Raw genomic sequence first — 13403 nt, 5'->3', positions numbered from 1 at the left:
CGTTACTCAGCCGGTTGCGGTGCGCTGCTGAGATATACCCCTACATAGCGCGTAAACTTCCCGATAAAGACCCCGGCAAATACCCCGCCGGAGACTATCGCCAGCGCGCTCATGGCGGGCTGTTGCAACGTCTGGGGAGAGAGGGCGTTCATCACCCCCAGCACGTATTTCACCCCAAATGCCAGCATCATAAACGGCAGTGCCGTGTAGTCCGGCTGGCGATAAAGGGTGCGCGGCGCGTCGGTGCGGGTGATGACCGTCTGCTTAATCAGCACATACCCCAGCGCCGCGCCCGCCACAATCCCCGCAACCCAAAGGGCCACCGTCGCGAGAGTAAGATCGCGATAGACCACCAGATCGTAGATATCCCAGATAAGAAAGATGGCAGGAATGATGGCCAGCCTTTCCAGCGTAACGGTGGCAGGCTTACGGGCATTGAGGCCGCGTGAGATAAGAAAGATAAACAGAACCCACACCCAGACGGGGGTGTGCGTGAGGATACCGATCAGAAATTCAAACATGGGATTCACCATGAACGCTTGCGGCGCTGGCCGCACTGCACAAGTAATGCGCATAACAGCACAGGTGCCATTATGCGCAGGTCTGTTACAGCGATTTTTTCAGGCGACGAACCGCCTCTTTCAGCTCTTCATCGGTTGGCGTGACAAACGACATGCGCAGCGTCGTATGGTCTGGCTCATTGCAAAAGAAGAACTCACCCGGCACAAAAACCACGCCGTTGCTTAACGTTTTTTCCAGCCAGCGCGTGGTGTTGATGCCATTGTTCATTTTGGCCCACAGGAACATTCCGCCCTTCGGCTTATGGAACGACATGACATCACCCAGTTCCGCCTCCAGTTCATTTGCAAAGGTCTGGTATTTCTGGCGGTATGCTTCACGGATCATTTTAATCTGATCGGCCAGACGACCGGTTTTCAGGTACTCATAGGTCATCAGCTGTGACAGCGTGCTGGTGTGCAGATCGGTGGTTTGCTTGAGATTAACCACCGCGCGTTTCAGCCACTCCGGTACCAGCACCCAGCCCACACGAGTGCCCGGGGCGAGGATTTTGGAGAAGGTCGAGGTATAGACAACGTTCTCTTCATTGCCGATATCTTTGGCATGGGCAATTAACGGGCGGAACACTTCATCGGTATAATTAATTTCGCTGTACGGATCGTCTTCGATAATAACGAAGTCATAGCGCTTCGATAATTCCACCAGCTGTTTACGACGCACCTCAGAAAGCGTTACCCCACCCGGGTTACCAAATGTCGGAACAATATAAACCGCCTTGATGGTTTTATTCGCCACCAGTGCTTCAAGTTCATCCACTTTCATTCCGTCGCCATCGGTGCCCACGGATTCAAATTTGGCCTGTGCCAGACCAAATACCTGCAGTGCCGCGAGATACGTTGGACGTTCGACGACGACGGTGTCGCCCGGGTTAATTAACGCCCGCGCCAGCACGTCAAGAGATTGTTGCGAACCGGACGTAATGACCACGTCATCGGCCTTGCAGGCGATCCCACGGCCTTCACAGATGAGCTTAATTTCTTCACGCAGCCCCGGGATGCCTTCGGTCAGACCGTACTGAAAAGCTTCACCAAAATGCTGTGATAATACGGCATCAGCGGCAATTTTCAGGCCTTCATGATCGAACAGTGCAGGGTTAGGAATACCGCCACCCAGCGAAATCACCCCGGCCATTTTGCTATGTTTTAATAATTCACGGATGGCTGATGATTGCAGGCCCTGTGCGCTGCTGGCGAGTTTATTCACAGACATTCTTTGCTTACCTTCTTTTTTATAATGTGCCTAATCTTAGTAGCATAAGTCTGCGGCTTTGATAATTACTTTTCTTCAACTGCATGGCCGAAATATTCCGCGCCCTGCAGAATATGCGCGACAAATTGCGTGAGCTTGGGTAGCGGACGTAAATCCTGGCGCCACAGCAAATGTACCGGTCGTGGCGCAGGCGTGTAGTTCTCCAGCACCTGCACCAGCCTGCCGCTCGCCAGCTCTTCTGCCACCAGCACTTCGGGTTGCAGTAATAATCCCGCCCCCGCTCTCGCCGCCATCCGTAGCCCATAGCCATCGTTGCAGCGCAGAATGGCATCGCGCTTCCAGCGCATCTCGCCTTCAACCCCCGGCAGCCGCCATTCGTTACGTGCGGTCCACACCGTGTGTGACAGGCAGAGATGATCCGCCAGATCGGCAGGCGTTCGCGGCGTGCCGTAACGCGCCAGATACGCCGGGGCCGCGCAGATCACCATTCGGTACGGGCAGAGGTACTTCGCCACCAGATCGTCGTTATGAATGTCACCGATGCGAATGGCCAGATCGACCCCTTCATCCACCAGATCCACCATCCGGTTGGTCAGATCCAGCTCCACGCGCACGTCCGGGTAGCGCTGCAAAAAGGTCGCGGTGAGAGGGGCTATCACACACCCCCCAAACGAGGTGGGCGCCGTGACCCGCAAGGTCCCGGCTGGGGCGGCACGCAGTCGCTCAACCGCGCTTTCGGCGATAGAGACCTGCTCCAGCACCCGCTTCGCCTCGTCGAAATAGACCCGCCCGGCATCCGTCAGACTTTGACGCCGCGTGTTTCGCTCCAGCAGCCGGGTACCGAGCTGAGACTCCAGCAACGCAATGTACTTCCCCACCATCACCGCCGACATCTCCAGCCGGCCTGCCGCGCCGGTAAAACTGCCGCTCTCAACGACAGCAATGAAGGTCTCCATGCTGCGAAGCTTATCCATATTCCAAACCCTTGGTTAGCAATCCTCTAACTTTAGCCCAGTTTATCTGAGTTTTGATTTATTAAAGAATGAAGGCTCACAACCTAAGGAGTCAGCTATGAAAATCGTGATTATTGGTGCCAGCGGTACGGTCGGTCTTGCGGTAACAGAAGAGCTGAGCCGTCGCCACGACGTGATCCGCGTGGGTCGCACGCAGGGCGACTACCAGGTGGATATCACCTCTCAGGCAAGCGTCCAGGCATTGTTTGAAAACATCGGTGCGGTGGATGCGATTGTCTCTGCCAGTGGCGGCCTGCACTTCGGCCCGCTCGCGACCATGAAAGACAGCGATTTCAACCAGGGCTTGCAGGATAAGCTGCTGGGACAGGTTCGTCTGGCGTTGACCGGCCAGCATTATCTCAACGAAGGCGGCTCCATCACCCTGATAAGCGGGATCGTGGCGCATGAGCCTATCGCTCAGGGGGTGAATGCCACCACGGTGAACGCCGCCCTGGAAGGGTTTGTCCGCGCCGCGGCCTGTGAACTGCCGCGCGGGATCCGCATCAACCTGATTAGCCCGACGGTGCTTACCGAATCAGCGGAAGCGTACGAAGGCTTCTTCCCGGGCTTTGAAAGTGTTCCCGCCGCAACGGTGGCGCAGGCCTATCGTCGCAGCGTGGAAGGAGTGCAGAATGGACGGGTGTATAAAGTGGGTTACTGAGCCTTAGCGGCAGAAATCAGGACCAGCATCGGACGTTCCGCCTCTTCGGCCAGCGCGGGCCAGGCATCAATTTGTGCCTGCGTTGGTCCCCATTCGTTCACTTCCGTTATTGTCAGCCCCGCCTTAATAAGCGCATTGAGCGTGGTACCCAGCGTACGGTGGTATTTGATCACCCCGTCCGCCAGCCAGTTGCTGACGCGCTCGCCCTCATCCTGATAGCGATTAACGCCCCAGAAACGCTCGCCGTTGTCGTCGGTTAGCCAGCCCTGACGTGTGGCGCAGGTGTAAATCGGATGTTCCATTGAAAAGACGAGGCTGCCGCCGGGTTTAAGCGCCCGCCGGATTTTCTCAAACAGGGTCTCCAGCGCCGGCAGGTAGTGCAGCGCCAGTGAACTGTAGATCAAATCAACGCTGTTCTCAGGTAACGCCAGAGATGCCAGATCGCTGCGCTGATAGTGAATTTGCGCGTCATCCGTCAGTTCAGCCGCCCGGGCGAGCATCTTTTCGGAGAGATCAACGCCGGTCACTTCTGTCGCCCCCAGCGCGCGTGCAGCGCGACAGAACCAGCCGTAACCGCAGCCAAGATCGATAACTGACTTGCCGGATAACGGTGGCAGCATGCTTTTCAGCGCAGGCCATTCCGGTGCGCCGTCCAGACCCTGCACCGAACGCGGTAGCCGGGCATAGCCTTCAAAAAACGCCGGGTTGTCGTAGATGTTTTGTGCCATGACGGACTCCTTTATCGCAACAGAGGCGAGGGTAAAACACCCCTCGCCCGTTGACAACATACCCGTCTGAAAATCAGAGCCTGCGCCGGATCTTCTCCACCATGGCGGCAGTCGAAATCCCGTAACGCGCGTGAAGGGTCGGTAGCGCACCCGCATCAAGGAACGCATCCGGCAACGCAACGGTATCAAAGTCGACGTTAACGCGATGGCGCATCAACAGCGACGCCACGGCTTCACAAAGCCCGCCAACGCTACTGTGGTTTTCAGCCACAATAACCAGACGTCCGGGTTTCGCGGCTTGCGCCAGAATGGTCGCTTCATCCAGGGGCTTAATCGTGGGTGAGTGAAGTACCGCCACGCTGACATTATCCTTGCGCAACTGCTTTGCCGCCTCCAGTGCGCGCATGGTCATCAGCCCTGAGGCGATAATCAGCACATCACTGCCCTCTTCCAGCAGCGCGGCTTTGCCTATTTCAAACCGGTAATTGTACTGATCCAGCACCACCGGAACCTTACCGCGTAACAAACGCATATAAACCGGCCCTTCGTGGCTGGCAATGGCAGGCACCGCCTGTTCGGTGTCAATCGCATCGCAAGGATCGATAATGGTCATGCCCGGAATGCCGCGCATGATCGCAATATCTTCCGTTGCCTGATGGCTTGGCCCGTAGCCGGTGGTCAACCCCGGCAGCGCGGCGCAAATCTTGACGTTGAGGTGTTCCTCAGCAATGACCTGATGAATAAAATCGTAGGCACGGCGGGTGGCGAACACGGCATAGGTGGTGGCAAAGGGAATAAAGCCCTCTTTGGCCATCCCACCTGCCGCCCCCATTAACAGCTGTTCCGCCATTCCCATCTGAAAGAAACGTTCAGGGTATGCCTGAGCAAAGATATGCAGGTCGGTATATTTCGATAAATCTGCCGTCATGCCGACAATGTTCTGGCGCTGAGCCGCCAGTTTCACCAGCGCGTGGCCAAACGGCGCGGCCCGGGTTTCCTGCCCTTCCTCTGCAATTGAGGCAATCATGGCGGAGGTGGTTAAACGCGGTTTATTTTCGACGGGCTGGCTCATTACAGGACTCCTTCTGGTTTATTCGCATCGAGCACGGCGAGCGCCTGTTGCCACTCATCGGCATCCACGCGAATAAAATGGTTCTTGTCACGCTGCTCGAGGAAAGGCACGCCCTTGCCCATCAGCGTGTCGCACAAGATGACGCGCGGCTGTTGTTCGGGATAGCGTCTGGCATTATCAAACGCCGACACCAGCGCGGGGATATCGTTACCGTTAACGCGTTGTACATACCAGCCAAAGGAGGTCCACTTATCTTCCAGCGGCTCAAAACCGAGGATGTTATGTGAATTACCGTCCGCCTGTTGCCGGTTAATGTCCACCAGCACAATCAGGTTCGAGAGCCCATGATGCGCGGCTGACATGGCGGCTTCCCAGGTCGAACCTTCGTCCAGCTCACCGTCAGACATGGAGTTAATTACCCACGCCGTGCTCTGTTTGTGTTTCAGCCCCAGCGCCATTCCCACACCAATGCTGAGTCCCTGCCCCAGAGAACCGCCGGAGATCTCCATGCCGGGCGTATACGTTGCCATGCCGGACATCGGCAGGCGGCTGTCATCCGAGCCGTAGGTTTCAAGTTCCTCTTCAGGAACGATCCCCGCCTCGATCAACGCCGCATAATACGCAATGGCGTAATGTCCGTGGGAGAGCAGGAAGCGGTCGCGGCCTTCCCACTCCGGCTCCTGAGCCCTGAAAGTCATACCGTGCGCAAACGCAGTTGCCAGCACGTCGGCATAGCCCAGCGCCTGACCGATATAGCCCTGACCTTGTACTTCGCCCATTCGCAGCGCGTAGCGGCGAATGCGCCACGCGGCCGCGGCAACCTGTTGAACTGTCGTATTCGTCATTCTCGTCTCCCCTTAATGGATCAGCATGCCGCCGTTCACGTCGAGCGTGATACCGGTGGAATAAGAAGAGAGATCGCTCCCCAGGAACAGCGCGGCACGGGCAACATCCTGTGCATCACCAAGACGGTTGAGCGGAATACCCGCCAGAATGGCGGTTTTCATCTCATCGCTCAGCTTGCCAGCGGTGATGTCCGTCTGGATAAGCCCCGGGGTGATGCAGTTCACGCGCACGTTATCCGGCCCAAGCTCACGGGCCATGGCTTTGGCCAGCCCCAGCACGCCGGCTTTTGCAGCGCTGTAGTGCGGGCCGCCAAAAATACCGCCGCCGCGCTGTGCCGAAACTGAAGAGATACAGACAATGCTGCCGGACTTCTGCGCGCGCAGAGTGGGAATCACCGCCTGGGACATCAGCAGCGTACCGCGCAGGCTGACATCCAGTACGGCATCGTAATTGTCGCGCTTAATATCCATCAGTTTGAGCGGCTGGGTTATCCCGGCGTTATTCACCAGAATGTCGATGCGCCCATATTTACCCAGAACCTGCTCAATGGCTGCGTTCACCTGCAACTCGTTGCTGACGTTTGCCGCAAGCCCCAGATGCCCTTCACCCAGACATGCAGCCGCATGCTGGCTGGCCTCGGCATCTAAATCAATAATGACCACTTTCGCGCCCTGCTCGGCATATAATTTTGCCGTGGCGAAACCCAAACCGCGCACAGAAGCCGCGCCGGTAATCACGGCGACTTTATCTTTCAGAAGCATATATTTACTCCAGTATTGTAAGAGAGGTTTTATTTATTATTTCGGTTCTTCCAGCAAGATAATCATGACTAATCCAATTGCTGCACAAATACCGAAATAAATAAAGACAGAATTAAAGCTTCCTGTTTTATCCAGCAGATAACCTGCCAGCATCGGCGAAACAAATCCGCCGAGATTACCGCCGCTATTAATAATTGATGCGGCGATGGGATACGTTTTGCTGTCCGCGACGGCCATTCCATAAGCGGTGAAGGCGGGCCAGCCTATATTCAGACAGAGACCAACAAAAAAGAGGCCGACACAAACCGCAACGGTGCTTTGCGGGATATTCAGCATGATGACCATCATCAGTACGGTGCTGATGGCTGTAAACATCATGGTCGGTTTACGCCTGCGCCCGAGCCATTTATCGGAGACATAGCCGCCAAAAATCGCGCCGATAAAACCGCCGATACACGGCATACTCGCGACGAGGCCCATACTCATGAACGTAAAGCCTTTTTCTTTCACCAGATAAAGCGGTATCCAGGTCAACAGGCCATACAGCACGCTGACCATCATGAAGTAGGCCACACAGTCACCGAGAATATTTTTCGATGTGAACAGACCTTTTACCGTGCTGATGGGCGACAGATCCCGTACGCGAATCAAACGGTCAAGGCGGGAGAAGCCGGGGGAAATCACGATATTTTCCCGTCTGGCATCCGGTGTCGCCTGACCTGCGGTGATGGTCTCCAGTTCGGCCTTTGACACGAAAGGGCTCTCGGAAGGCCGGGTACGTACCAGTAAATACCACAGGACAGCAATGACCAGCCCCGGAATAGCAAAAGAGAAAAAGACCCAGCGCCAGCCCCATGTCATGGCAATCCACACTGCCAGCGGCGGCACCAGAATGGGGGCAAACATGGTGGCAGCAATATAGACGCCGGTCGCCGTGGCCTTCTCTTTTGGTGGAAACCAGTTATTGATCGTTGATGCCAACCCCACCGGGCATGGCCCCTCGGTTAACCCCAGCCCGAGGCGGATAAACTTCAGGCCCAGCACTGAGGTCGCAGTCCCCATCAACCAGGTAAACGCCGAGAAGCCAAATATCGACAGCGCCACCATCCCGCGAATGCCCTTTTTGGCGATAAAAAAGCCCGCCGGTATTTGGCTCAGGGCGTATCCCAAAAAGAACATACTGGCGATCGCACCGGCTTCGAAATTATTGATATGAAACTCGTCGATGATAAAAGGAAGTACAGCACCAATATTTGTTCGGTCGGCATAGTTAATGGCATACACAATAAAAATTAATGCCAGCACAACGAAACGGTAATTGGTTTTCTTTGTCGCTATGTAGGGGGCAACTTGTTCTATACGAGACATGTTTTACCTCATTATTCGAACAACGTGAGTCGTTTTATTTATGCGTTCAACGTCAATATATCGGCTATCGAACGAAACACCATTCAATAAAACTCATTTATTGCTGAGATAAATTTGATACGCGATGCAGGTCATAAAAATAAAATGTAACCCTCATCAATATTCATCGATAAAACACTGTGAACAGGATCATGTTTAATCCATTCAGCTGGGTAAAAATTGCTGACACGATGCCGCAATGTTATGTTTTTTAAAATTGTCTCGTTTAAAAGGAGTGGGCCATGCCCGCGCAGGATCGCCAGACCCTCCCCATACCCTCGCTGCGAAATATTCAGTCCTTTATCGCCGTGGCCAACTCTCTCAGTATCCATCTGGCAGCCGAACAGCTTAACGTCACCGCGTCAGCCGTCAGTCATCAGATCGCCTCGCTGGAATCCTGGATGGGGAAGAAGTTATTTATCCGCAGCGGCAAAGGCGTGACCCTGACCCCGACGGGGGAAAAATATCTGCGCGACGTCTCCGCAGCGATGAGCGCCATCGGCCGTGCAACCGAACAGGTGATGAAAGAGGCTGATAATCCGGTATTGCGCGTTCACTCTTCACCAACGTTTGGCCTGACGTGGTTGTTGCGCCGGCTCGGCAAATTTCGCAGTGAATACCCGGATATTACGGTCAATCTTTCCTGCTCCTATGAGAACCTGCAGTTTGCACGCGATAACATCGATATTGATATTCGCCACGGCATCCCGGACTGGGACGCTTACAGGGTCATGACCATTAAAAACGATGCGCTGGTGGTGCTGGCCTCACCGGCATATCTGCGTGCACATCCCGTCAACACGCCGCAGGACCTGCTTTCACAGGCGCTTATCTCGTCGACCAGCACTCTCGTCAACTGGGAAAAATGGTTTGCCTGGCACAATATCGACCGCCCCTGGCTCAACTTCAGCCTGAGTTTTGATCGTTCTTACATGAGCTTTGAAGCCGCGCGCATGGGGCTGGGATTTATTCTGGAAAGCAAGATGATGGCCACCGATCACCTGAACGATGGCTCCCTGGTGCAGGTGCTACCAGATGAAACGGGGATCGCCATTAATGCGCATCATCTGGTGATGCCGCACATGAACGAACGCACCTGGAAGATCCAGCAGTTTGTTGAATGGATTGATCGCGAGCTGCGTCTGTCGGGGTATCACCTGTAGCAATACCCCGACGTGGCGTCAGGAGACGGTGCCCCACACAAGATGGCCCTTATGGAAGGTCGCGGTACGCGGTGAAATCCGCGCCACGGCCTCGGCGGAACAGGAAGCGTCCACCAGCACAAAGCTGGCATCGTCCTGCGCTTTTGGCCACACGCGCTCGCCTTTGTCGTTCAACGGCAGCACATCACCGGTGGCGATACCCAGCGCGCGGGAGAGCGTCTGTTCATTCGGGCGAATATAGAGCTGGGCGTAAAGATTGGCTTTTTCCAGCATATCCCCCAGTCCATACGGCGACCAGTGGTCAATGACGCTGTCGGTGCCGGTCATGACGAACCCCCCCTTGTCACGGAGTTGCTTCAGCGGCATATGCAGGGTGCCAATCGGCACCGTAGAGGCAATGGTCACCTGCTGCGCCGCCATGCGGGTGGCGATTTCATCGACCTGCTGCTCGTTGAGCGTGGCCAGCGCGAAGGCGTGGCTGATGGTCAGTTTCCCCTTCAGCGCGGGCGTTTTCTCCACGGTCTCTACCATGTAGTTCACCGCCGCGACGCCTGCCGGGCTGGTTTCATGCAGGTGGATGTCCACCCCTTTGTCATAATCCAGCGCAATCTGGAACATCGTGTCGAGGGATTTTTCCATCGCACCGTCCACGTTAGTTGGATCCAGACCGCCCACGTAGTGTGCGCCAGCCTGCATGGCCTCGCGCATCAGCGTTTCGGAGTGCGATAACAGCAAGCCGTGCTGCGGGAAGGCGACAATTTCACAGTCAAACCCCGGCTTGCGGCGCGCTAAGACGGCCTGGAGATTTTCCAGATTCTTCAGGCCGGATGTCGGCTCAATATTGCAGTGGCTGCGGGCGAGGGTGGAGCCTTTCGACTGGATTAGATCGATAAGCTTTTCCGCACGCTCCTGCGTGTAGGGCTGTAACTCTGGCAGCAATTTTTGTTCAAGACGGATCATGTCCTGAATGGTCGTGCCCGCCGGGCGGTTAAGGGAATGCCAGGGACCACCGTAAAAGGTTTTATCCAGGTGGATATGCATGTCGCGCATCGCCGGCAGCATCAGCTTACTGCCTGCATCATAGTGTGGCAGCGTGGCATCGGCATGGCTTTTGTTATCACGCAGGGCGACAATTTTGCCGTCATTAATTTCGAGTGTTTTCAGTTCGGTGCGGGTGCTTGTCGCCACGCCGCCGTCAACGTTGAACCCGGCCTCCAGCAGCACGTTATCCAGGTAGTAGTGTCTGGCGGTAATGTTCATCGGTTTGCCTGTCTCACAACGTGGTTTCGCGGTCTCTGCAGCATACGCGACGGAGCCAGTGGTGCCAAACAGGGCGCAGGCGGTAACCATTTTGCCGCTCTGGCTAATAAACTCGCGTCGGCTTTTATTCTCACTCATCTTCTCTTCCTTTTACTTACGCATTCACAATGTGGGTACCGGTCTCACCGCGCAGCGCCGCAGGCAGGCAGTCCGGCGAGGTGATGATCACGCGCTTGCCGCCGTCGTTCAGAAACGCCAGCGAGGCGACGATTTTCGGCAGCATGCTGCCCGCCGGGAAGTGCCCCTCCGACACGTAGCGTTTCATCTGCGCCACATTCACCGTATCCAGCGCCTGCTGGTCCGGCTTACCAAAGTTGATGCACACTTTCTCCACCCCGGTGGTGATCACCAGCACGTCGGCATGGATCTCGCGGGCCAGCAGCGCGGTCGAGAGATCTTTATCAATCACCGCATCGACGCTCTGGTAATCCCCCTGCGCTGTGCGCACCACCGGAATACCACCACCGCCCGCCCCGATCACCACAAAGCCTTTTTGCGTCAGGGTCTTGATAGCCTCCGCTTCAACGATACGCAGCGGCTGCGGCGAGGCCACCACCCGGCGATAACCGCGCCCGGCGTCTTCAACAAAATGCCAGTCAGGATGGGCATGCTGGAGCGCATCACGCTGCGTCTCACTGAAAAACGCGCCGATAGGTTTGGTGGGATGGGCGAAACCCGGATCGTGTTTATCGACTTCCACCTGCGTGACGACCGTGACCGCTTTTTGCTCGCCGTGGGCGGCCATGCGGTTATTGAGCGCCTGCTGAATCAGGTAGCCGATACCGCCCTGGGTATCCGCCACGCAGTTTGCCAGCGGCGTGAGGGGTAGCCCTTCCCGCTCGTGAGCAATTTCAGCGCGGCGCAGATCCAGCCCCACCTGGGGGCCGTTGCCGTGAGTGAGCACGATGTCATAGTCAGACGCCAGCATCTCCAGCACTGACTCTGCAACCAGTTTCACGGCCTGTGACTGGTGTTCAATGGACTGACTGGCGTTATCTTTGATAATGCTGTTGCCGCCAATGGCGACGACCATGAGCTCTTTCATAGTGTTTCCTTTGAAATGGTGCGGGGTGAGGACATCAGCCATTATCAGGACTCCGAAACCGGCGCTGCCGCGCTCACCGCGTCGCGGCTATCAAGAAAATGCTTCACCACAAACATGCCCCCCATCATCAGGTAGGCCGTGACAAACATCAGCGAACTGCCTTCGGCAAAGCCAACCACTGGCGCGTGGATCACGCCGAACAGCGCCAGCAACGCTCCAACGGCGGCAGCCACGGCTCCGCGCAGCGGTTTGTTGATGATGGCGAAGATAGCGATGCAGCCCCACAGCATGCTGGCGAGCGGTGCGCCGTTACCCAGATGCACCAGTCCCTGGTAGTAGATACCTTTGCTGTGCAGCACGTCGGTGCCAATTTTCGCCGCACTGGTCCCCGCCGCGCCCATCACGCTGTTCATCATGGTCAACGCCCAGTTGGCGATCCACGGGAACAGGCAGATGAAGATCACGGGGACCTCCACTTTGGGCGTTTCCCTTACTACCTGGTTGGCGGTCACCACCCCGATAAACACCAGAATCGGCACGATGGCGGTCATCGGTATGATGGCGAGCATAAACGCCCCCAGCCCGAACAGCGGCACGATAAACATGGTCACACCGGAGGCCAGCGTGTAGCCAATGCTGGCCCCCATCGCTTTCCAGCCCGCGTGGCCGACGTAAACCGTCACCGGGAACGGGTTACCCATCAGACACCCGAGCATGGAGGCCAGCCCGTTTGCCAGCATCACCTTGCGGGTCGGGTACTCATCCCCCGCCGCGTGGGCGCTTTCGATGTTTTCCAGGTCAAAAATGTAGTTCGCCAGACCCAGCGGGACGGCAGAGGCCAGGTACGGTAATGCGTGTGGCAGTCCCTGCATAAAGCTGTCGACATGCACTTCCGGCGGGTTAAAGCCAAACGACGACATTGAGGCTTTGATGGCCTCCGGGCTTTGCAGACCGGAGATCCACGCCAGCGCGGTACCGGCAATCAGCAAGAGCAGGCCGGTCGGGATTTTGGCGAAGATCGGCTTTTTACCAAACCAGTTAATAAAGATCAGCAGCAGCACGATGAACGACACGGTAGGTGCCTCAAACGCCTGCAGCATCGGGTTCATCGCCAGCAGCAGCAGGCCCAGCCCGGACAGGCAAGACAGCAGGACGGTACGCGGGATCATCTTGCGGATGGTTTCCCCCAGGAACGAACCGCCCGCCAGAATCATCGCCTCCACGAAGCACCACACCAGACCAATCTGGATAGCGAAATCCGCATCACCGGTTTGCTGGTAGACCGGCATCAGCACCAGAAAGGTCACGGTGAAAATTGACGGCGCGCTTGGGCCAGACGGCAACGCGGTGACATCCGTACGCCCGGTCTGGCGCGCCATCTGCAGGCCAAACCACGCGTAGCAGACGCTCGCGACCAGCACCGCCAGCCCGAAGGCTGGCGCAATGCGTCCATAAACAATCTCCTTCGGGATGCCGACGACAAAAATGAGCAGCCCCATCATGGTCAGCAAATTGGTCAGGTTGTTGGTCATCAACCCGAAATACGCCGCCCAGTCACCTCTTTTCCACTCCAGTTTCATGTTTTTCATGGATGCATGC

The 13403-nt window shown here is 56.3% G+C and carries 13 protein-coding genes; 2 read left to right on the top strand and 11 right to left on the bottom strand.

The window, feature by feature from the left end:
• Window positions 1–2 precede the first annotated feature (2 nt).
• The 3 genes from QE396_RS22285 to QE396_RS22275 all read right to left on the bottom strand — a co-directional run bounded on the left by QE396_RS22285 (window position 3) and on the right by QE396_RS22275 (window position 2762).
• Entirely contained in the window at window positions 3–521 is a 519-nt protein-coding gene (locus tag QE396_RS22285) for a DUF6622 family protein (protein ID WP_047366118.1), read from the bottom strand.
• Window positions 522–606: 85 nt separating this feature from the next.
• On the bottom strand, window positions 607–1788 hold the full coding sequence (locus QE396_RS22280; RefSeq protein ID WP_025203411.1) for a PLP-dependent aminotransferase family protein: 1182 nt from the start codon (window positions 1786–1788) through the stop codon (window positions 607–609).
• 65 nt (window positions 1789–1853) lie between these two features.
• Window positions 1854–2762, bottom strand: a complete 909-nt coding sequence (locus tag QE396_RS22275) for a LysR family transcriptional regulator (RefSeq protein WP_032678815.1) — start codon at window positions 2760–2762, stop codon at window positions 1854–1856.
• Window positions 2763–2859: 97 nt separating this feature from the next.
• Here QE396_RS22275 and QE396_RS22270 point away from each other — a divergent pair, with 97 nt between their 5' ends.
• Window positions 2860–3462, top strand: coding sequence for a short chain dehydrogenase (locus QE396_RS22270; RefSeq protein WP_309952503.1), 603 nt, complete (start codon window positions 2860–2862; stop codon window positions 3460–3462).
• Here QE396_RS22270 and QE396_RS22265 read toward each other — a convergent pair.
• The 5 genes from QE396_RS22265 to QE396_RS22245 form a co-directional block, all read right to left on the bottom strand.
• Window positions 3456–4190 carry a class I SAM-dependent methyltransferase gene (locus QE396_RS22265; RefSeq protein WP_047366120.1) on the bottom strand — a complete coding sequence of 245 codons (735 nt, stop codon included), beginning with the start codon at window positions 4188–4190 and terminating at the stop codon, window positions 3456–3458. The genes QE396_RS22270 and QE396_RS22265 overlap by 7 nt on opposite strands.
• A gap of 73 nt (window positions 4191–4263) precedes the next feature.
• Window positions 4264–5262 carry a transketolase family protein gene (locus QE396_RS22260; RefSeq protein WP_020883880.1) on the bottom strand — a complete coding sequence of 333 codons (999 nt, stop codon included), beginning with the start codon at window positions 5260–5262 and terminating at the stop codon, window positions 4264–4266.
• A complete protein-coding gene (locus tag QE396_RS22255; RefSeq protein ID WP_020883879.1) occupies window positions 5262–6107 on the bottom strand; it encodes a transketolase in 846 nt (281 codons plus the stop codon). The genes QE396_RS22260 and QE396_RS22255 overlap by 1 nt, the downstream gene beginning before the upstream one ends.
• Window positions 6108–6119: 12 nt before the next feature.
• Complete coding sequence (locus QE396_RS22250; protein WP_047366121.1) at window positions 6120–6869, bottom strand: SDR family NAD(P)-dependent oxidoreductase; 750 nt, start codon at window positions 6867–6869, stop codon at window positions 6120–6122.
• 36 nt (window positions 6870–6905) lie between these two features.
• Entirely contained in the window at window positions 6906–8237 is a 1332-nt protein-coding gene (locus QE396_RS22245) for an MFS transporter (protein ID WP_032678819.1), read from the bottom strand.
• Between the two features lie 281 nt (window positions 8238–8518).
• Between QE396_RS22245 and QE396_RS22240 the strand changes: the two genes are divergently transcribed.
• Window positions 8519–9439: a LysR substrate-binding domain-containing protein gene (locus QE396_RS22240; RefSeq protein WP_020883878.1), complete on the top strand. Its 921-nt coding sequence runs from the start codon at window positions 8519–8521 to the stop codon at window positions 9437–9439.
• 18 nt (window positions 9440–9457) lie between these two features.
• Here the strand turns inward: QE396_RS22240 and QE396_RS22235 are convergent, their stop codons facing one another.
• From QE396_RS22235 to QE396_RS22225, 3 genes are read right to left on the bottom strand one after another with little or no spacing between them, the layout of a single operon-like run.
• Window positions 9458–10837 carry an amidohydrolase family protein gene (locus QE396_RS22235; protein ID WP_309952497.1) on the bottom strand — a complete coding sequence of 460 codons (1380 nt, stop codon included), beginning with the start codon at window positions 10835–10837 and terminating at the stop codon, window positions 9458–9460.
• A gap of 16 nt (window positions 10838–10853) precedes the next feature.
• On the bottom strand, window positions 10854–11804 hold the full coding sequence (locus QE396_RS22230; protein ID WP_279257781.1) for a carbamate kinase family protein: 951 nt from the start codon (window positions 11802–11804) through the stop codon (window positions 10854–10856).
• A 44-nt stretch (window positions 11805–11848) separates the two neighbouring features.
• Complete coding sequence (locus QE396_RS22225) at window positions 11849–13393, bottom strand: hypothetical protein (protein ID WP_014171302.1); 1545 nt, start codon at window positions 13391–13393, stop codon at window positions 11849–11851.
• Window positions 13394–13403 lie beyond the last annotated feature (10 nt).

Origin of the sequence: Enterobacter sp. SORGH_AS_0287, assembly GCF_031453695.1 — a bacterium.
GTDB classification, from domain to species: Bacteria; Pseudomonadota; Gammaproteobacteria; order Enterobacterales; family Enterobacteriaceae; genus Enterobacter; species Enterobacter ludwigii.
Note: the sequence above shows the minus strand (reverse complement) of the source record. Positions and strands in the feature narration are given on the sequence as shown.

Excerpts from the sequence above, each read along its gene's own strand:
- QE396_RS22285 (WP_047366118.1), bottom strand. The coding sequence starts at position 521 with ATGTTTGAATTTCTGATCGGTATCCTCACGCACACCCCCGTCTGGGTG.
- QE396_RS22280 (WP_025203411.1), bottom strand. The coding sequence starts at position 1,788 with ATGTCTGTGAATAAACTCGCCAGCAGCGCACAGGGCCTGCAATCATCA.
- QE396_RS22275 (WP_032678815.1), bottom strand. The coding sequence starts at position 2,762 with ATGGATAAGCTTCGCAGCATGGAGACCTTCATTGCTGTCGTTGAGAGC.
- QE396_RS22270 (WP_309952503.1), top strand. The coding sequence starts at position 2,860 with ATGAAAATCGTGATTATTGGTGCCAGCGGTACGGTCGGTCTTGCGGTA.
- QE396_RS22265 (WP_047366120.1), bottom strand. The coding sequence starts at position 4,190 with ATGGCACAAAACATCTACGACAACCCGGCGTTTTTTGAAGGCTATGCC.
- QE396_RS22260 (WP_020883880.1), bottom strand. The coding sequence starts at position 5,262 with ATGAGCCAGCCCGTCGAAAATAAACCGCGTTTAACCACCTCCGCCATG.
- QE396_RS22255 (WP_020883879.1), bottom strand. The coding sequence starts at position 6,107 with ATGACGAATACGACAGTTCAACAGGTTGCCGCGGCCGCGTGGCGCATT.
- QE396_RS22250 (WP_047366121.1), bottom strand. The coding sequence starts at position 6,869 with ATGCTTCTGAAAGATAAAGTCGCCGTGATTACCGGCGCGGCTTCTGTG.
- QE396_RS22245 (WP_032678819.1), bottom strand. The coding sequence starts at position 8,237 with ATGTCTCGTATAGAACAAGTTGCCCCCTACATAGCGACAAAGAAAACC.
- QE396_RS22240 (WP_020883878.1), top strand. The coding sequence starts at position 8,519 with ATGCCCGCGCAGGATCGCCAGACCCTCCCCATACCCTCGCTGCGAAAT.
- QE396_RS22235 (WP_309952497.1), bottom strand. The coding sequence starts at position 10,837 with ATGAGTGAGAATAAAAGCCGACGCGAGTTTATTAGCCAGAGCGGCAAA.
- QE396_RS22230 (WP_279257781.1), bottom strand. The coding sequence starts at position 11,804 with ATGAAAGAGCTCATGGTCGTCGCCATTGGCGGCAACAGCATTATCAAA.
- QE396_RS22225 (WP_014171302.1), bottom strand. The coding sequence starts at position 13,393 with ATGAAAAACATGAAACTGGAGTGGAAAAGAGGTGACTGGGCGGCGTAT.